The following is a 16348-nucleotide window of genomic DNA, read 5'->3' as shown; positions in this document are numbered from 1 at the left end:
GAGGTCCCCGTGACGTCCGCCGTGCTCGAAGTCGAGGACCTCAGCGTGGAGTTCGCCACGGAGGACGGGCTGGTACGGGCCGTACGCGGCGTCGGCTACCGGCTCGACCGGGGCGAATCGCTGGGCATCGTCGGCGAGTCGGGGTCCGGGAAATCGGTCACCGCCCTCGCCGTGATGGGGCTGCTGCCGACCGGCGCCAAGGTGCGCGGCTCGGTCCGCTTCGAGGGCACGGAGCTGCTCGGCCTGTCCGACGCGCGCCTGTCCGACCTGCGCGGCAGCGGCATCGCGATGATCTTCCAGGACCCGATGACCTCCCTCAACCCCGTCTACAACGTGGGCTATCAGATCGAGGAGACCCTGCTCCGCCACAACCCCGGGATGAAGCACAAGGACGCCCGAAAACGCGCGATCGAACTGCTCGGCACGGTCGGCATCCCGAGCCCCGAGCGGCGCGTCGACAACTACCCGCACGAGATGTCGGGCGGTATGCGCCAGCGCGTCGTCATCGCCATCGCGATGGCCAACGACCCGGACGTGATCATCGCCGACGAGCCGACCACCGCCCTCGACGTCACCGTGCAGGCGCAGATCCTCGAAGCCCTGGAGACCGCCCGCGCCGAGACAGGGGCGGCGCTCGTCCTCATCACCCATGACCTGGGTGTGGTGGCCGGCCACACCGACCGGGTCGCGGTCATGTACGCGGGCCGGATCGTGGAGACCGGCTCCGTCGAGGACATCTTCTACACCCCGCGCATGCCCTACACCCTGGGCCTGCTCGGCTCCCTGCCCCGCCTGGACCGCGAGGAGGAACGGCTCACCCCCATCACCGGCTCACCGCCGAGCCTGCTCAACCTGCCACCGGGCTGCCCCTTCTCACCCCGCTGCCCGATGCGCCGGGACGTGTGCGACACGGACGAACCCGCGCTGCGCAGAGCCGGGGGCGACCTCCACCTCAGCGCCTGCCACTTCGCCGACGAACTCGTCGACACCGGCGCAGGTCAGGTCTTCGACGCGGTCGGCGCGGACACCGAGGCCCTGGCCCGCTTCGCCGAGTCGGCCGCCACCACGAACCCCGAGGAGGACGCCGTATGACCGCGCCCGCGCAGGCCGCCACCCCCCTGCCGCCGCTGCCCGGCCACGGCGGCACCGGCGCACCGGTCCTCCAAGTCCGCGACCTGGTCAAGCACTTCCCGGTGATGTCCCAGGGCGTCGTCCGCCGCCGCGTCGGCGACATACACGCCGTGTGCGGGGTCTCCTTCGACCTGCACGAGAACGAGACCCTGGGCCTGGTGGGGGAGTCGGGCTCGGGCAAGACGACGATCTCCCGTACCGTCCTCGGCCTGGAACGGGCCACCTCCGGCCGGGTCCGCTACGGCGAGCATGAACTCACCGAGCTGAGCAGACGTCAGATGCGGCCGCTGCGGCGGGAGTTGCAGATCGTCTTCCAGGACCCGTACGCCTCCCTCGACCCGCGGATGACCGTCCACGAGATCGTCGCCGAGCCGCTGCGCATCCACGGCCGGTACGGATCCGGGGCGGGCGGCGAGGTGAGCGAACTCCTGCGGCTGGTCGGACTCAACCCCGAGCACGGCAACCGCTTCGCCCACGAGTTCTCCGGCGGACAGCGCCAACGCATCGGTATCGCACGGGCGTTGGCCCTGCACCCGAAGGTGATCATCCTCGACGAGCCGGTGTCGGCGCTCGACGTGTCGATCCAGGCGGGCGTCCTCAACCTGCTGATGGACCTGCAGAGCGAACTGAACCTGTCCTTCCTGTTCGTCGCGCACGACCTGTCGGTGATGCGCCACGTGGCGGGCCGGGTGGCCGTCATGTACCTGGGGCGACTGGTCGAGATCGCCCCGGCCCGGCAGCTGTTCGCCCGCCCCGCGCACCCGTACACCCAGGCCCTGGTCTCCGCCATCCCGCTGCCCGACCCGCGCAAGGAACGCGCCCGGAAACGGATCACCATCCAGGGCGACGTCCCGAGCCCGGTCCGCCCGCCCAGCGGCTGCCGCTTCCGCACCCGCTGCCCCAAGTTCGCGAACCAACTCACCGACAGCGAACGGACGTCGTGCGTCGAGGAGGCGCCGGCGCTGGTGGACCGGGGCGGTGGCAACCCGGTCGCCTGCCACTACGCCGAGAGCGTGGAGTTGCTTTAGCCGAGCCCGAGTTCCTCGGCGGACGGGTACGGAGTCAGCCTGCTCTCGTCGCACAGACGGCGGTTGAACTCGCCCACCGTCACGCCGAGTCGGGCGTACCGGGAGATGAGCCCGGCGGCGGTTCCGGGGATGCCCTCGGGGCGCTTGCCGTCGGCGCACGCGCGGATGAACTCCTGGCGCTCGTCCGGGCCGTAGCCGTACAGGTCCACGACGAGCCAGTGCACCAGGTAGGAGAAGGCGTAGGCGCGGTCGTAGTGCCGGTGACGGTCGTAGAAGTCCCGTTCGTCCGGCGCGAGTCGGAAACGCGGGGAGAGGGCGAGGCCGTAGTCGGCGAGGTAGAGCTGCTGTCCGTCGGTGAGGATGTTCCTGAAGTGGACGTCGAAGTGGGTGAGTTGGTGCTCGTGGAGGAAGCCGGTGACGGCTTCGAGGCCCTGCTCCACGAGGGCGCAGACGGTGTCGGCGTCGTCGCTGCGCAGCTGGGCGGAGAGCCAGTCGTGGAGGGTGTGCGGCAGGTGTTCCATGAACAGCGTCAGGCTCGCGGACGCCGTGCGCAGGGCCTCGATGTGCTCACGTCCGCCGCCCCAGTAGGCCACGTTCCGCTCCACGTCGGCGAGTTCGTCGGGCAGTGACTGCTCCCGGTCGGGCAGCACTCGCCAGTGGTGCAGCAGCGGGAAGCCCGAAAAGCGGCCGGAGAGCACCCAGTTGGTCGTCATCTCGTGCACGGCCAGGTCGCGCCAGACACCGAAACCGGCGCTGGGGACCGCGCCGATGCCGTAGTGGCAGTAGGCGGGCGCCCCGAACACGTTGGCCGTGGACCGGACGTTCTCCGGCCGCCGCTCCACATCGGTGAGCGGCATCCGCTTCACGAACACCTTTCTGCCGTCCACCTCGATCAGCGCGGAGCGACCACCGACGCCGGTGCCCAGGGGTGTGCCGGCCTCGACCAGCTCCGCGAGTTCGTGATCGGAGAGGAGGGCGAGGGTCGTGGCGATGTCACTGTGGACGACGAGGCGTGAGGTAGGAGCCATACCCTCATCCTCCGTCAGCCAAAGCCGAGTTGGAGCCGGATGCTCATCCCCACAGCCACCCCGTCGTCCGACGGACGTTCATCGACTCCTCGTCAGGGACGGGGACGAAGTGGCACGGCGAAGGCTCAGTTGGCCGCGTAGTTCTGCAGGAACAGCGCCTCCGCCACCGAGAGCCGCTCCAACTCCTCAGGGGACACGCTCTCGTTGAGGGCGTGGATCTGGGCCTCCGGCTCGCTGAGGCCGATGAGGAGGATCTCCGCCTGCGGGTAGAGGGCCGCGAGGGTGTTGCACAGGGGGATCGAGCCGCCCTGGCCGGCGTACTGCATCTCCTGGCCGGGGTAGGCGACCGCCATCGCTTCGGCCATCGCCGAGTACGCCGGGCTGGTCGTGTCGGCGCTGAACGGCTGGCCCTGGCCGATCTGTTCGGTGCGGACACGGGCACCCCACGGAGTGTGGGCCTCCAGGTGAGCCTGGAGCAGCTTGGTCGCCTCGGCCGCGTCCACGCCCGGCGGGACGCGCAGGCTGACCAGCGCGCGGGCACCGGCCTGCACGGACGGGGTGGCGCCGACGACCGGCGGGCAGTCGATGCCGAGGACCGTGACGGCCGGGCGGGCCCAGATACGGTCGGCGACCGAACCCGAACCGATCAACTCGACGCCGTCCAGCACCTTGGCGTCCTGGCGGAACTGCTCCTCCTCGTACGTCAGCCCGTCCCAGGACGCCTGGGCGGCGAGCCCGTCGACCGTCGTGGAGCCGTCCTTGGCGCGCAGCGAGTCCAGTACACGGATCAGCGCGGACAGCGCGTCGGGCGCGGCGCCGCCGAACTGGCCGGAGTGCAGATTGCCTTCGAGGGTGTCGATCTGCACGCGCACCAGGGTCATACCGCGCAGGGTCGAGGTGACTGTGGGCAGCCCGACCCGGAAGTTTCCTGTGTCGCCGATCACGATCGTGTCGGCGGCGAGGAGGTCGGGGTGCTCTTCCGCGTACCGTTCCAGACCGCCGGTGCCCTGCTCCTCCGAGCCCTCGGCGATCACCTTGACGTGCACCGGGACACCGCCGTTGGCCTTCAGGGCGCGCAGCGCGAGCAGGTGCATGATCACGCCGCCCTTGCAGTCGGCGGCACCGCGCCCGTACCAACGGCCGTCGCGCTCGGTCAGTTCGAACGGGGGACTCGTCCAGCCGGCCTCGTCCAGCGGGGGCTGCACGTCGTAGTGGGCGTACAGGAGAACCGTCTTGGCACCCTCCGGGCCCGGCAGAAAGCCGTAGACCGACTGGGTGCCGTCCGGGGTGTCGAGCAGGGCCACGTCCTGGAAACCCTCGGTGCGCAGCGCGTCGGCGACCCAGTTCGCGGCGCCCTCGCTCTCGCTCTTCGGGAACTGGTCGAAGTCCGCCACCGACTTGAAGGCCACCAGCTCGGTGAGCTCAGTTCTTGCCCTGGGCATCAACGAGGCGACGGTCTCGGCGACCGGATGCGACGACATGGGCACGCTCCTTGTGGGTGCGACGTTGTACGAATGATGCCGTCGATCCTCCCACAGCGGTCTGTGGCGATGTCCGCCGTAGGATGCGGGGGACAGGTGCGGCAGCGGCTTGATCGGGAGCAGTAGACCATCGTGAGCAGCGAGAACTCTTCGGCGGACGACGAACAGCGGGTGTGGGACGTCGTCGTGGTGGGTGCGGGACCCGCGGGGGCCTCGGCCGCCTATGCGGCGGCGGTCGCGGGACGGCGCGTGCTGTTGCTGGAGAAAGCCGAGCTGCCCCGCTACAAGACATGCGGCGGCGGCATCATCGGACCCTCCCGCGACTCCCTCCCACCCGGCTTCGAACTCCCGTTGAAGGACCGGGTGTTCGCCATAACCTTCTCGAACAACGGGCGGTTCACGCGCACCCGCAGGTCCCGGCAGATGCTGTTCGGGCTGATCAACCGGCCCGAGTTCGACCAGCAGCTCGTCGAGCACGCCCAGAAGGCGGGCGCCGAGCTGCGCACGGGCGTCTCAGTGACACGAGTCGAGCAGCACGGCTCCGCGGTGCCGGACCGGCGTACGGTCGCGGTCGTCCTCCAGGGCGGCGAGACGGTGCTCGCGCGGGCCGTCGTCGGCGCCGACGGCAGCGCCAGCCGCATAGGGGCGCACGTCGGGGTCAAGACCGACCAGGTCGACCTGGGCCTGGAGGCGGAGATCCCGGTGCCGGAGACGGTCGCCGAGGACTGGAAGGGCAAGGTCCTCATCGACTGGGGCCCCATGCCCGGGAGTTACGGCTGGGTCTTCCCCAAGGGCGACACGCTCACGGTCGGGGTGATCTCCGCGCGCGGTGAAGGAGCCGCCACCAAGCGGTACTTGGAGGACTTCATCGCCCGCCTCGGCCTCGCCGGCTTCGAACCGAGCATCTCCTCCGGGCACTTGACCCGCTGCCGGGCGGACGACTCACCGCTGTCGCGCGGGCGTGTGCTCGTGTGCGGCGACGCGGCGGGACTCCTGGAGCCGTGGACCCGCGAGGGCATCTCGTTCGCGCTGCGGTCGGGACGGCTCGCGGGAGAGTGGGCGGTCCGGATCGCCGAGGCGCACGACGCCGTGGACACCCGCCGCCAGGCGCTGAACTACGCGTTCGCGATCAAGGCGGGGCTCGGCGTCGAGATGAGCGTCGGCAAGAGCATGCTGGCGATCTTCGAGAAGCGCCCCGGTCTCTTCCACGCCGCCCTGACCGGCTTCCGGCCGGCCTGGAAGGCCTTCATGGACATCACCCGGGGCTCGACGACGCTGGGCGAACTCGTCCGCAGCCATCCGATGGCACAGCGCGCGCTGACCGCGATCGACCGAAGGAACGCGGAACCGGTGGAGCGCGTGGAGCCGACGGAGCCCATGGAGGGCGAGGTCAGCTCCTGACCGTGACGTGGAACACCGGGTGGTCGGGGGCGATCCGGCGCAGCTCGTCGTCGGAGGAGTCCGGGCCGACTCCTCCGAAGAACACCCCGACCTCGGCCTTCCACCGCTTGAGGTAGGCGCGCAGCAGCGGCACCTTGTCGTCGCCGGTGACCTCGGTCGCGGTGAACGCGTCCACCTTCTTGCCGAGCCGCAGCTCGCCGCCGCCCGCCGCGCGCATGTTGTGCGTCCACTGGACGTGCCCGCGCGGGGCGACGAGGTACTGCTGCCCGTCCACCGTCAGCAGGTTCACCGGGGTGGTCCGCCATTCCCCGCTCTTACGGCCGCGGACCGCCAGCACGCGTGAACCCCAGACGCTGAGACCGCGGCGGGTGAGCCAGGCGACGGTGCGGTTGAGGATGTTCACGGTGAACCAGCCGGGCTTCTGGACGTGCGTGGTCATGGTGACTCCTGGGTTGTGGAGAGCGCGGCTCGCTTTTGTGAGCACTGCTCTCGCTCTCGGGAACAGTCTGCATCGGTTCGGCGATCCAATGCAAGAGCAGTGCTCTCTTTTTTGTTCGCTGCTCTTGTTTGTGTGCGCTGCTCTGTTTCCGTGCCACACTGGCTCGTATGAGCACCACACAAGGCGCCCGCGCCCGAGCCCGGATCGAGGTCACCGCGGCCATCAAGGACGAGGCGCGCAGACAGCTCGCCGCGGAGGGTGCGTCGAAGCTGTCGCTGCGTGCCGTGGCGCGTGAGCTGGGCATGGTCTCCTCCGCGCTGTATCGGTACTTTCCCAGCCGTGACGAGCTGCTGACCGCTCTCATCATCGATGCGTACGACTCCGTCGGGGAGGCCGCGGAGGTGGCTCACGCCGAGGTTGCGGACGTGGGTCCGCTGCGGCGGTGGGTTGGTGTGTGCGAGGCGGTACGCGGGTGGGCGCTTGCGCATCCGCATGAGTACGCGTTGATCTACGGGTCGCCGGTGCCGGGGTATGTCGCTCCCGAGACCACCGTTCCTCCGGCCGCCCGCGTTGCCCTCCTGCTCATCGGTATCGCGCGGGACGCCCACCGGGCCGGCACCCTGACCGAGCCCCCGCTTCCGGCGGATCTCCACCCCGAGGCGGAGCGCATGGTTGCGGACTTCGCCGGTGACCTTCCGCCTGCGGTGGCCGTGGCTCTGGTGGCTGCCTGGGCTGAGCTGTATGGGCTGATCAGCTTTGAGCTTTTCGGCCAGTTCCGCCGGGTGGTGGAGGAGCGGGAGGCGTTCTTTCGGCATGGGGTACGACGGCTTGCGTTTGGGGTGGGGCTCGCGGACGTGTGAGGGCTCGGCTGGGTGCGTGGTTCTTTGTCTGCGGGCCCGGTGGGGGCTGGTCGCGCAGTTCCCCGCGCCCCTTTCGGGGCGCTGTACTCCCCGGGGAGTATGTGTGATCACCCCGTTCAGCTGACGACCCCGGTGGCGACCGGCGTCTAGCGTGACGTGCATGGATGAGCAGCGGGTTGGCGGTGGGGGACCGCCATGGTGGCGTCACGGACCGCCGTGGGGTGAGTCGGCGCGGTGGCCGTGGCGTTCCACGTTGCTGGTGACCGTGTTCGTGCTGGGCGGTAGCACCTTCGCCTCGCACAGCCAGCCCGACCGTGTTCACCTCGACTTCTACGCGCGCGTGCTGCTCGTCGTCGGATCGGTGCTGCTGCTGTGGCGTCATCGGTACCCCGTGTGGGTGGCCTTCGGCACCGTGTTGGCCACCGTGGCCTACTTCGGCGCCGGATATCCGTACGGCCCCGTCTTCCTGCCCGTCGCGATCGGCTGTTTCAGCGCGGTCGTCGCCGGTCGGCGCTGGGCCGCCTGGAGCGCGCTCGGTGTGCTGTGGGTGGCGCATCTCCTGATCGCGCACTGGCTCTACCGCTGGCTGCCCCCGCAGCACGACCACGCCATGCCGTGGGGTCGTGAACTGGCCGTCGCCACCTGGGTGGTGGCCATCGCCGCGATCTCCGAACTGGCCCGCACCCGCCGCGAGCAGTGGGCCCGGGACCGGGCCGAGCGTGCCCAGGCGGCCCAGCGCCGTGCCGACGAGGAACGGCTGCGGATGGCCCGCGAACTGCACGACGTCCTCGCGCACAGCATCTCCGTCATCAACGTCCAGGCGGGCGTCGGCCTCGCGCTCCTCGACTCCGACCCCGAGCAGGCCCGCACGGCCCTCACCACCATCAAGGCCGCCAGCAAGGAGGCGCTCGGCGAGGTCCGCCAGGTCCTCGACACCCTGCGCGCCCCGGGCGACGCCCCGCGTGCCCCGGCCCCGGGCCTCGACCGGCTCCCCGAACTGGTGCAGCAGGCGGCGAGCGCCGGCCTTACTGTCGCGGTCGACGGAACACCGCCCCGCCTCCCGCCCAACACCGACCTGGCCGCCTTCCGCATCGTCCAGGAGGCCCTCACCAATGTCGTACGCCATTCCGGTTCGCGGCACGCGCGCGTGCACATCGGGCACGAAGGCGGCGCGCTACGGCTGCGTATCGACGACGATGGGCCCGCTACCGGCGAGGACGCCGGGGGCAGCGGCAACGGGCTGGCCGGGATGCGGGAGCGGGCCACGGCGCTCGGTGGCACGATCGACGCGGGCGCGCGCCCCGACGGCGGCTTCCGGGTGCTCGCCGTACTGCCGTTGAAGGTCACGCCGAAGGAGGACGACCGGTGATCCGGGTACTGCTCGCCGACGACCAGGCGCTGGTCCGGGCCGGATTCAAGGCGCTGCTGGACGCGCAGCCGGACATCGAGGTGGCGGGCGAGGCGTCCGACGGCGAGGAGGCCGTGCGCGCAGTGCGTGAACTGCGCCCCGATGTCGTCCTGATGGACATCCGCATGCCGCTGCTCGACGGACTGGCCGCGACCCGCCGGATCACCGGGGACGGCGGGCTGAAGGACGTGAAGGTGGTCATGCTGACGACCTTCGAACTCGACGAGTACGTCTTCGAGGCGATCCGCTCGGGCGCCTCCGGCTTCCTGGTCAAGGACACCGAGCCGGAGGAACTCCTGCGTGCCGTAAGGGCGGTGGTCGAGGGCGACGCGCTGCTGTCGCCCGGGGTGACCCGCCGTCTCATCGCCGAGTTCGCGGCCCGCTCCAAGGAACCCGCGACCGCCGACGCCCTCACCCGACTCACCGAGCGGGAACGGGAGGTGATGGCCCTGGTCGGCATCGGCCTCTCCAACGACGAGATCGCCCGCCGCCTGGTGGTGAGCCCGTTGACCGCGAAGACCCATGTCAGCCGCACGATGGTGAAACTGGGCGCCCGGGACAGGGCCCAACTGGTCGTGCTGGCCTACGAGTCGGGGTTGGTACGCCCCGGCTGGCTGGGCTGAGCCGCGCCCTGCCGGTACCGGTACAGCACGGTCGCCACCCGGACGAGGAACACGACCGGCACGAGTACGAGTGCCCCGCGCACCAGCAACGTCTCTACGGTGCCCGGCAGTTGGAACAGCAGCGCCGGCCCGGCGACCGCCCCGAACAGCACCGCCGCGACGAACGCCGCGCTGACCAGCGCGTACCCGATCTCGACGGTCATCGCATCCCGCTCGGCCTGCGTCCGCCGTGCCCCGTTCATCGTCATCCCGGAAGTCTCACACGGGCGCGCCCGACGGAGCAATCGGCTCCGCCGGGCGCACCCTCAGGGAGGCGCCCCCCTAGTCGCGCAGCGCCACCCGCTCCGCTTCCGCCTCCGTCACAGTGGACTTGGCGACGACGATGGACTCCTGGGTGCGCCGGCTGCGCAGCCCCGGCAGCGTGATCAGCAACCCGGCGAGCGCGATGAACGTCACCACGATCAACCCCGGCCGGTAACTGTCCAGCACAGCCTGCGGGGTGGCCTGCGCGGGCGCGTGCGCGGTGACCACGGCCGTGACGACGGCCAGGAAGATCGCGCCGCCCACCTGCACCGAGGTGTTCAACAGCCCGGAGACCATGCCCTGTTCGTGGTCGTCGACCCCGTTGGTGGCCTGGATGTTGAGCGAGGGGAAGACCAGCGCGCAGGCCGCGCCGATCAGCAGCATCGACGGCAGGATCACCGCGGCGTACCCGGGATCGAGGCTGATCCGCAGGAACAGCGCGTACCCGACGACCATCAGTGCGAAGCCCGTCGCGATCAGCCGCTGCGTACCGAACCGGTCGACGATCGAGCCGACCTTCGTCGAGGACACCGCCACCAGCGCACCGGCCGGCAGGAACGCGAGCGCCGTGTGCAGCGCGGACCAGCCGAGCAGCGACTGCATGTACAGCGTGACGAGGAACTGGAAGCCGACGTACGACCCGAAGAACGCCATCGCGCCGAGCTGGGCGCGGATCTGGTTGCCGGAGCGCAGCACCCCGAGCCGGATCAACGGGCCCGCGGAGCGCCGCTCGACGAACACGAAGACGGTCAGCATGACGGCAACTGCCAGGAAGGAAAGAAGAGTTCGGGCCGATGCCCAGCCGGCCTCCGGTGCCTGCACGACGGTGAAGACCAGCAGCAGCATCGACGCGGTGCCGAGGACGGCGCCGGGGATGTCGTAGCCGTTGTGGTCCTTCTCGCGTTCGCTGCGCGGCAGCAGCTTCAGGCCGACGAGCAGGGCGAGCAGCGCGATCGGCGCGGGCAGCAGCATGGTGAGGCGCCAACTGGCCTCCGTGAGCAGGCCGGAGAGGACCAGGCCCATCGAGAAGCCGGTGGCCGCGCAGGTGGTGTAGATGGACAGGGCGCGGTTGCGGAGCGGGCCCTCGGCGAAGGTCGTCGTGATGATCGACAGTCCGGCCGGTGCGGTGAAGGCCGCGCTCAGGCCCTTGATGAAGCGGCTGGCGATCAGCAGCGGGCCCGAGTCGACGAGGCCGCCGAGCAGCGAGGCCACCGCGAAGACACCCAGGGCGACGAGGAAGACCTGGCGTCGGCCGAGCAGGTCGGCGGTCCGGCCGCCGAGGAGGAGCAGCCCGCCGTATCCCAGGATGTAGCCGCTGACGATCCATTGGAGCGTCGAGGTGGAGAGGTCGAGTTCGGAGCCGATGGAGGGCAGGGCGACACCGACCATCGACACGTCGAGCGCGTCGAGGAACATCGCGGCGCAGAGCACCAGCAGGGTGCCCCACAGCCGGGGGGTCCAGCGAACCGCCGGGGAGGGGGCCGCGGGAGGGGAGAGCGGAGAGGTCATGCCGCAGAGACTACATGCGTGTGCATCGAATGCAAGGGCATTTAATTCCGATGCAACAAACTTGTTTCTCTGCTACGGTGCGCTGTCATGGCGGCGAAGAAGGCCGAGCAGGCGCTCGTGGACCAGTGGCGGGAGATGCTGGCGCTGCACGCCCGCACCCAGTGCGAACTCGACCGCGCGCTGCACCAACACGGCCTGTGCGGCAGCGATTTCGAGGTGCTGGACGTCCTGTCCGGCGACTGCGACGCGTTCCGTGTCCAGGAGATCTCCGAGCGCGTCCACCTCAGTCAGAGCGCCCTGTCCCGCCTGATCGCCCGGCTGGAGAAGGACGGTCTCGTCGAGCGCGGCATGTGCGCGGAGGACCGGCGGGGCGTCCGCGTGACCCTCACGGACAAGGGGCGCGCGCTGCACGGTGAGGTACTCCCGGTGCAGCGCGCGGTGTTGACGAAGATGCTGACCGGCTGACACCTCGTCGGTCCCGGCTCCGTCGGCCCGTCCGTCAGTGCGGCCTGTGGTCAGGCGACGGCGCTGTCGTTCTCCAGCGCGGGGGCGAGGAGATGACAGAGGGAGTCGGCCAGCAGGTGCAGGGGGTCCGCGGTCTCCAGCGGCCACTCCACGGCGATCCAGGCGGCGAGGAACGACTCCGTCTGCAGTACGGCCATCAGCGCGCGTTGGCGAGCCTCCGCGGGATCCACGCCCCGCCAACGCTCCGGGGGCTCGACCAGCATCGCGACGTAGCGCTCGTGTGCCTCGACGTACTGCACCCGGCCCTCGCCGAGACTGCGGAGCGCCGCCGGGGCCGCCGCGTTGGCGACGCGGCGGACCGGCGCCATCTCGCGCCAGCGGGCCGCGGCCTCGTCCAGCCAGCTGCGGATGTCGGCGCGGGTCCAGCGCGGCAGCGCGGCCAGGTCGGCGTACGCCTCGCCCATCACGCCGTAGACACGCGCCACCAATGCGTCGACGATCTCGGCCTTGCCGGGGAAGTGGGCGTAGACCGTGGCCCGTGTCACCCCCGCGGCCTGGGCGATGTCCTCCATCCGCGTCTCGAGGAACGGCGTCTCGGTGAACACCGTGACGGCCGCGTCGAGCAGTCGGCGGTGCGTGAGGATCTTCTGCTCCTCGCGCAGGTTCCTGCGGGGCGTCGGCTCCATCCGCCCAGTGTCTTGCATGGGCCGACTATATGCCGTGGGCGGGACGGTGGGTTGGGCATCGGGGCTTTGACCAGGTCTTTTGCCTGAGGCATCGGCTCCGGGAGGGACGCCCTCCCGACTCAACCCGACGCGGGCCAGTCGGCGTAGCGGATGCGGCGCAGGTCGAGCACCTCGCCGAGGGTGCCCCACTCGTCCTTGCCCAGGCGGGCCAAGGGGCGCAGCCTCGTGATCTCGGGGTGGCCGTCGACCAGGACGGTCTCGTCGATCGCGAGGTGGACCACCCGGCCGAAGACCACGGTGGAATCGCCCAGCCGGAGCGTGCTGTGCAGCTCGCACTCCAGCGCCACGGGGGAACGGGCGACGCGCGGTGCCTTCACCCGCGCGCCGGCCTCGCGCTCGACTCCCACGGCGTCGAACTCGCTCACGCCCTCCGGGAAGTCCGTCGCGGTCTTGTTCACCTCGTCGATGAGCGACTCCGGGGCGAGGTTGACGACGAACTGCCCGGTGTCCTCGACATTGCGCAGCGAGTCCTTACGGCCGACCGAGGTGAACTGCACGATGGGCGGCGCGACCGACGAGACGGTGAAGAAGGAGTGGGGAGCGAGATTGTCGACGCCGTCGGCGGAGACCGTCGAGACCCAGGCGATGGGGCGCGGAACGACGGTCGAGGTGAGCAGGCGGTAGACCACGAACGGGTCGAGCCGAGCCGGGTTGTATTCAGTGCGCATAGCAGCGATATATCAGACCCCCGCCGGGTCACTGTACGGCGGGCGACCAGGACGGCAGTGAGTGCCTCGGCCGGCCGAGGCACTCACTCAGACAGGGAACAACGCGGAGGTTCCCCTCTCCGTCCGGAGAGGGGAACCACGGCCGGCGCGGCGCGGCGTTTCAGTACTGCTCGGTCTCCACGAAACCGGCGTCCACGTCGTCGGCGCCGTAGGCGTCGGCGGCAGCGGTCAGGTTCATTCCGGGCGGGCTGTCCTTGAGACCGAGGCCCATGCCGGCCAGCTTTTCCTTGACCTCGTCGATGGACTTCGCACCGAAGTTACGGATGTCCATCAGGTCCGCCTCGGAACGCGCCAGAAGCTCACCCACCGAGTGGACGCCCTCGCGCTTGAGGCAGTTGTACGACCGAACGGTGAGCTCCAGCTCCTCGATCGGCAGGGCGAGATCGGCGGCAAGGGCGGCGTCCACGGGGGACGGGCCCATGTCGATGCCCTCGGCGTCGAAGTTCAGCTCGCGGGCGAGACCGAACAACTCGACCAGGGTCTTACCGGCAGAAGCCATGGCGTCGCGCGGGCGCATGGCCTGCTTGGTCTCGACGTCGACGATCAGCTTGTCGAAGTCGGTGCGCTGCTCGACACGGGTCGCCTCGACCTTGTACGTGACCTTGAGCACGGGGCTGTAGATGGAGTCGACCGGAATACGGCCGATCTCCTGGCCCACCTGCTTGTTCTGTACGGCGGAGACATAGCCGCGACCGCGCTCGACGGTCAGCTCCATCTCCAGCTTGCCCTTGCCGTTCAGCGTGGCGAGGACGAGGTCGGGGTTGTGCACCTCGACACCGGCCGGGGGCGCGATGTCGGCGGCGGTGATCAGACCCGGGCCCTGCTTGCGCAGGTACATCACGACAGGCTCGTCCTGCTCACTGCTGACGACGAGCTGCTTGATGTTGAGGATCAGGTCGGTGACGTCTTCCTTGACGCCCGGCACGGTGGTGAACTCGTGCAGCACACCGTCGATCCGGATGGACGTGACCGCCGCACCCGGGATCGAGGACAGGAGCGTACGACGCAGGGAGTTACCGAGGGTGTAGCCGAAGCCCGGCTCCAGCGGCTCGATCACGAACCGTGAGCGGAACTCGTCGACAACTTCTTCGGTCAGGGACGGACGCTGAGCGATCAGCACTTGGTGTTGCCTCCAGTGGTTTGGCGCCCGCTATGTGACGCCGTGGACACCACGAAGGGTACGGGGCGGCGCGGGTGATTCGGTCTCCGCCATGGCCGAACCACCCTCCTCCCCGCTCCGGCGAGGAGGCTTTGGGCTTTTCGCCCGCCCTCTCCACGGCCGATTCTGCCTTGTCGGCGTCCAGGTCTCGGGCGTGCACGCCACCCGCCGACGCGGGCTGAAGGATTCCCCGCAATCGTAGTGAAGTGCCGTCCCGGGCGGTTGTCAGTGCCCGTTCGTAGGATCACGGACATGCCTGATGCCTTCACCGTCCTGTGGACCCACGACACATGCCACGCCCTGCGGAAGGCCGGCCGCGTGGGCGAGCGCCCTCCGGTCGCCTTCAGCGGCGTCCACACCTCGCTGCCCGCCTGGTCCGGCGCCCAGGCCGGGGACGAGGTGTACGCGCTGCACGTCAACAGGGGCACGGTGTTCGTGGTCAGCCGGATGCGGGTGACCGACAGGGAGCGGCGCGAGTGCTGCGGCACCGCCCCCGCGACCTGGCAGGACTCGCCGTTCCCCGGCCACGACGACTGGTCGATGCTCGGCGCCGGCGGCTGTGGCGCCGCGGCGGTGCACGTGGACGCGAGCCCCGTACGCCTGGACCGGCCCCTCCCCGGCGACCTTCTGGCACGGCTCACCTGGCGAAACCGCCGAGGCCAGACCCGAGGTCTCAAGCACGTCGTGGACGGCCGCCTGGAGCGCGCCGTCGGTCTTCAAGGGTTCTACCGCCTGACCCCTGAATCGGCCGACGAGCTGGCCGAGTCCGTCGGCCCGATTCTCCCGTGAAGCCGGCCGACCCCGGGTGTGAGCCTCCCCGACCCCGGACGGGGGACCATTGGCCGGCTCGACTTGATCGTGGGGGACCGGCGTAACGGTGATCGGCAGGTCGGGGCAGTCGGCGAGCCGCCGAGTCAGCACCACCGGCCTGTGGGACATCAACAGCGTCGGACGGGTCACCTCGGGAGCACACCACCACCTCGTCGCGGTCCTCTCCGACGGCAACACGTCGATGACAGGCGGCATAGCGACGGTCGAACACGCGGCCCGCACCGCGGTCGCCGCAGCACGAGCGGCCGGCTGACGGCCCAACGCGACAGCGCGTCCGGACGACGGCACGGTGGCGGGTGAGCGAACGCAGGCCGTACCCAAGTGACTTGACGGACGGGCAGCGGTCGAACCAGCGACCACGGCGTGGAGGACCGGCACCGTGGTGAGCGGTCATGGCGTATCGCCCAGAACGCAGTGATCTGTCTGCATGGGCCGTCGGCTGGCATCATGAAGTACCGGCCGGGGGAGGGCGCAGCGTGACGGGCATTGTCCTGAACGTGGTGATCGGCCTTGTCACCAGCATGCTCAGTGGCGGGACGGTGTGGCTGTGGCAGCGTCACGCCAGACGGCGCGTCCTGAGCCGCAAGGCAGGCTTCTTCGGCATCGTGCCGGGTGATCCGTGCATCGTCGTCATGAACAACAAATGGGACGCGCCCGGCACGGCCCAGCACCGGGACGTACAGGCTGTATTGAAGGCCGCGCTTCTCGCGGCCGAGCAGGGCTGCGAGGTGACGATGCGGTCCAGCGACGAGTTCCGCGGCAGCAACGGAACGTCCGTGGAGTTCTGTATCGGAAGCCCCGAGAACGGATCGAACGTACGCACAGGCGGTCATCTCCGCCACAACCTGCCTGGCGTGACCGTTCATCCCTTCGGCGCACCGGGCCTCTCGATGGCCATCGAGGTCGGCGGCGAGGTGTTCGGGTGGGACCGCGGTGAGCAGGAGCACGCGCTGGTCGCGAAGTTCGTCCCGCCGGGCGCCCAACGGCCGGTCGTGCTGGTCAGTGGTCAGACGTCCCTCGCCAACCACGCCGCCGTGCACTACCTGATGACCTCCTGGCGGGACCTGGCCGCCCGGCTGGATGCCACGGAACGGTTCTGTCTCGTCCTACGTGTCGACTCCATCCGTACGTACGGCTTCCATGGCGCGACCCTGGCCCGTGATGTCACCGCCGCGGCGTTCCGCGCCGTGCCGTAGTGGCCCGGGTGA

General features: G+C 70.0%; 18 protein-coding genes. 10 read left to right on the top strand and 8 right to left on the bottom strand.

The window, feature by feature from the left end; all coding sequences use genetic code 11:
* Positions 1-9 precede the first annotated feature (9 nt).
* Positions 10-1092, top strand: coding sequence for an ABC transporter ATP-binding protein (locus OG588_RS05690; RefSeq protein WP_405946320.1), 1083 nt, complete (start codon positions 10-12; stop codon positions 1090-1092).
* Positions 1089-2159, top strand: a complete 1071-nt coding sequence (locus tag OG588_RS05685; RefSeq protein ID WP_405946319.1) for an ABC transporter ATP-binding protein — start codon at positions 1089-1091, stop codon at positions 2157-2159. Before OG588_RS05690 ends, OG588_RS05685 begins: the two co-directional genes overlap by 4 nt.
* On the opposite strand, the gene OG588_RS05680 is transcribed toward OG588_RS05685, so the two are convergent.
* The gene (locus OG588_RS05680; RefSeq protein ID WP_405946318.1) at positions 2156-3187 is read right to left on the bottom strand and encodes a protein kinase family protein; all 1032 of its coding nucleotides are present in this window, start codon (positions 3185-3187) and stop codon (positions 2156-2158) included. The genes OG588_RS05685 and OG588_RS05680 overlap by 4 nt on opposite strands.
* A 125-nt stretch (positions 3188-3312) precedes the next feature.
* Complete coding sequence (locus OG588_RS05675; RefSeq protein ID WP_405946317.1) at positions 3313-4668, bottom strand: dipeptidase; 1356 nt, start codon at positions 4666-4668, stop codon at positions 3313-3315.
* A 132-nt stretch (positions 4669-4800) separates the two neighbouring features.
* On the opposite strand from OG588_RS05675, the gene OG588_RS05670 reads away from it, so the two are divergent.
* Entirely contained in the window at positions 4801-6069 is a 1269-nt protein-coding gene (locus tag OG588_RS05670) for a geranylgeranyl reductase family protein (protein WP_405946316.1), read from the top strand.
* On the opposite strand, the gene OG588_RS05665 is transcribed toward OG588_RS05670, so the two are convergent.
* Positions 6059-6508 (bottom strand): nitroreductase family deazaflavin-dependent oxidoreductase, encoded by a 450-nt coding sequence (locus OG588_RS05665; RefSeq protein ID WP_405946315.1) that lies wholly within the window; start codon positions 6506-6508, stop codon positions 6059-6061. The two genes, OG588_RS05670 and OG588_RS05665, sit on opposite strands and share 11 nt — an antisense overlap.
* A gap of 167 nt (positions 6509-6675) precedes the next feature.
* Here OG588_RS05665 and OG588_RS05660 point away from each other — a divergent pair, with 167 nt between their 5' ends.
* From OG588_RS05660 to OG588_RS05650, 3 genes are all read left to right on the top strand, one after another.
* Positions 6676-7368, top strand: coding sequence for a TetR/AcrR family transcriptional regulator (locus tag OG588_RS05660; RefSeq protein WP_405946314.1), 693 nt, complete (start codon positions 6676-6678; stop codon positions 7366-7368).
* 160 nt (positions 7369-7528) lie between these two features.
* Positions 7529-8737, top strand: coding sequence for a sensor histidine kinase (locus OG588_RS05655; protein WP_405946313.1), 1209 nt, complete (start codon positions 7529-7531; stop codon positions 8735-8737).
* The gene (locus tag OG588_RS05650) at positions 8734-9399 is read left to right on the top strand and encodes a response regulator (RefSeq protein ID WP_405946312.1); all 666 of its coding nucleotides are present in this window, start codon (positions 8734-8736) and stop codon (positions 9397-9399) included. Before OG588_RS05655 ends, OG588_RS05650 begins: the two co-directional genes overlap by 4 nt.
* On the opposite strand, the gene OG588_RS05645 is transcribed toward OG588_RS05650, so the two are convergent.
* On the bottom strand, positions 9360-9647 hold the full coding sequence (locus tag OG588_RS05645; protein WP_405946311.1) for a DUF6332 family protein: 288 nt from the start codon (positions 9645-9647) through the stop codon (positions 9360-9362). The two genes, OG588_RS05650 and OG588_RS05645, sit on opposite strands and share 40 nt — an antisense overlap.
* A gap of 73 nt (positions 9648-9720) precedes the next feature.
* The gene (locus OG588_RS05640) at positions 9721-11211 is read right to left on the bottom strand and encodes an MFS transporter (protein ID WP_405946310.1); all 1491 of its coding nucleotides are present in this window, start codon (positions 11209-11211) and stop codon (positions 9721-9723) included.
* A gap of 87 nt (positions 11212-11298) precedes the next feature.
* Here OG588_RS05640 and OG588_RS05635 point away from each other — a divergent pair, with 87 nt between their 5' ends.
* Complete coding sequence (locus OG588_RS05635) at positions 11299-11676, top strand: MarR family winged helix-turn-helix transcriptional regulator (protein WP_078623290.1); 378 nt, start codon at positions 11299-11301, stop codon at positions 11674-11676.
* Between the two features lie 50 nt (positions 11677-11726).
* Here the strand turns inward: OG588_RS05635 and OG588_RS05630 are convergent, their stop codons facing one another.
* The 3 genes from OG588_RS05630 to OG588_RS05620 all read right to left on the bottom strand — a co-directional run bounded on the left by OG588_RS05630 (position 11727) and on the right by OG588_RS05620 (position 14270).
* A complete protein-coding gene (locus OG588_RS05630) occupies positions 11727-12380 on the bottom strand; it encodes a TetR/AcrR family transcriptional regulator (protein ID WP_405946309.1) in 654 nt (217 codons plus the stop codon).
* Between the two features lie 101 nt (positions 12381-12481).
* On the bottom strand, positions 12482-13090 hold the full coding sequence (locus OG588_RS05625) for a flavin reductase family protein (protein ID WP_405946308.1): 609 nt from the start codon (positions 13088-13090) through the stop codon (positions 12482-12484).
* Positions 13091-13250: 160 nt separating this feature from the next.
* Positions 13251-14270, bottom strand: a complete 1020-nt coding sequence (locus tag OG588_RS05620) for a DNA-directed RNA polymerase subunit alpha (protein ID WP_405946307.1) — start codon at positions 14268-14270, stop codon at positions 13251-13253.
* A 291-nt stretch (positions 14271-14561) separates the two neighbouring features.
* Here OG588_RS05620 and OG588_RS05615 point away from each other — a divergent pair, with 291 nt between their 5' ends.
* From OG588_RS05615 to OG588_RS05605, 3 genes are all read left to right on the top strand, one after another.
* On the top strand, positions 14562-15098 hold the full coding sequence (locus tag OG588_RS05615; RefSeq protein ID WP_405946306.1) for a hypothetical protein: 537 nt from the start codon (positions 14562-14564) through the stop codon (positions 15096-15098).
* 88 nt (positions 15099-15186) lie between these two features.
* The gene (locus OG588_RS05610) at positions 15187-15393 is read left to right on the top strand and encodes a hypothetical protein (RefSeq protein WP_405946305.1); all 207 of its coding nucleotides are present in this window, start codon (positions 15187-15189) and stop codon (positions 15391-15393) included.
* A 223-nt stretch (positions 15394-15616) separates the two neighbouring features.
* Complete coding sequence (locus OG588_RS05605; RefSeq protein WP_405946304.1) at positions 15617-16336, top strand: hypothetical protein; 720 nt, start codon at positions 15617-15619, stop codon at positions 16334-16336.
* Positions 16337-16348 lie beyond the last annotated feature (12 nt).

Origin of the sequence: Streptomyces prunicolor (assembly GCF_045162825.1) — a bacterium.
GTDB classification, from domain to species: domain Bacteria; phylum Actinomycetota; class Actinomycetes; order Streptomycetales; family Streptomycetaceae; genus Streptomyces; species Streptomyces prunicolor.
Note: the sequence above shows the minus strand (reverse complement) of the source record. Positions and strands in the feature narration are given on the sequence as shown.

Excerpts from the sequence above, each read along its gene's own strand:
- OG588_RS05685 (WP_405946319.1), top strand. The coding sequence starts at position 1,089 with ATGACCGCGCCCGCGCAGGCCGCCACCCCCCTGCCGCCGCTGCCCGGC.
- OG588_RS05680 (WP_405946318.1), bottom strand. The coding sequence starts at position 3,187 with ATGGCTCCTACCTCACGCCTCGTCGTCCACAGTGACATCGCCACGACC.
- OG588_RS05675 (WP_405946317.1), bottom strand. The coding sequence starts at position 4,668 with ATGTCGTCGCATCCGGTCGCCGAGACCGTCGCCTCGTTGATGCCCAGG.
- OG588_RS05665 (WP_405946315.1), bottom strand. The coding sequence starts at position 6,508 with ATGACCACGCACGTCCAGAAGCCCGGCTGGTTCACCGTGAACATCCTC.
- OG588_RS05660 (WP_405946314.1), top strand. The coding sequence starts at position 6,676 with ATGAGCACCACACAAGGCGCCCGCGCCCGAGCCCGGATCGAGGTCACC.
- OG588_RS05655 (WP_405946313.1), top strand. The coding sequence starts at position 7,529 with ATGGATGAGCAGCGGGTTGGCGGTGGGGGACCGCCATGGTGGCGTCAC.
- OG588_RS05645 (WP_405946311.1), bottom strand. The coding sequence starts at position 9,647 with ATGACGATGAACGGGGCACGGCGGACGCAGGCCGAGCGGGATGCGATG.
- OG588_RS05640 (WP_405946310.1), bottom strand. The coding sequence starts at position 11,211 with ATGACCTCTCCGCTCTCCCCTCCCGCGGCCCCCTCCCCGGCGGTTCGC.
- OG588_RS05635 (WP_078623290.1), top strand. The coding sequence starts at position 11,299 with ATGGCGGCGAAGAAGGCCGAGCAGGCGCTCGTGGACCAGTGGCGGGAG.
- OG588_RS05630 (WP_405946309.1), bottom strand. The coding sequence starts at position 12,380 with ATGCAAGACACTGGGCGGATGGAGCCGACGCCCCGCAGGAACCTGCGC.
- OG588_RS05625 (WP_405946308.1), bottom strand. The coding sequence starts at position 13,090 with ATGCGCACTGAATACAACCCGGCTCGGCTCGACCCGTTCGTGGTCTAC.
- OG588_RS05615 (WP_405946306.1), top strand. The coding sequence starts at position 14,562 with ATGCCTGATGCCTTCACCGTCCTGTGGACCCACGACACATGCCACGCC.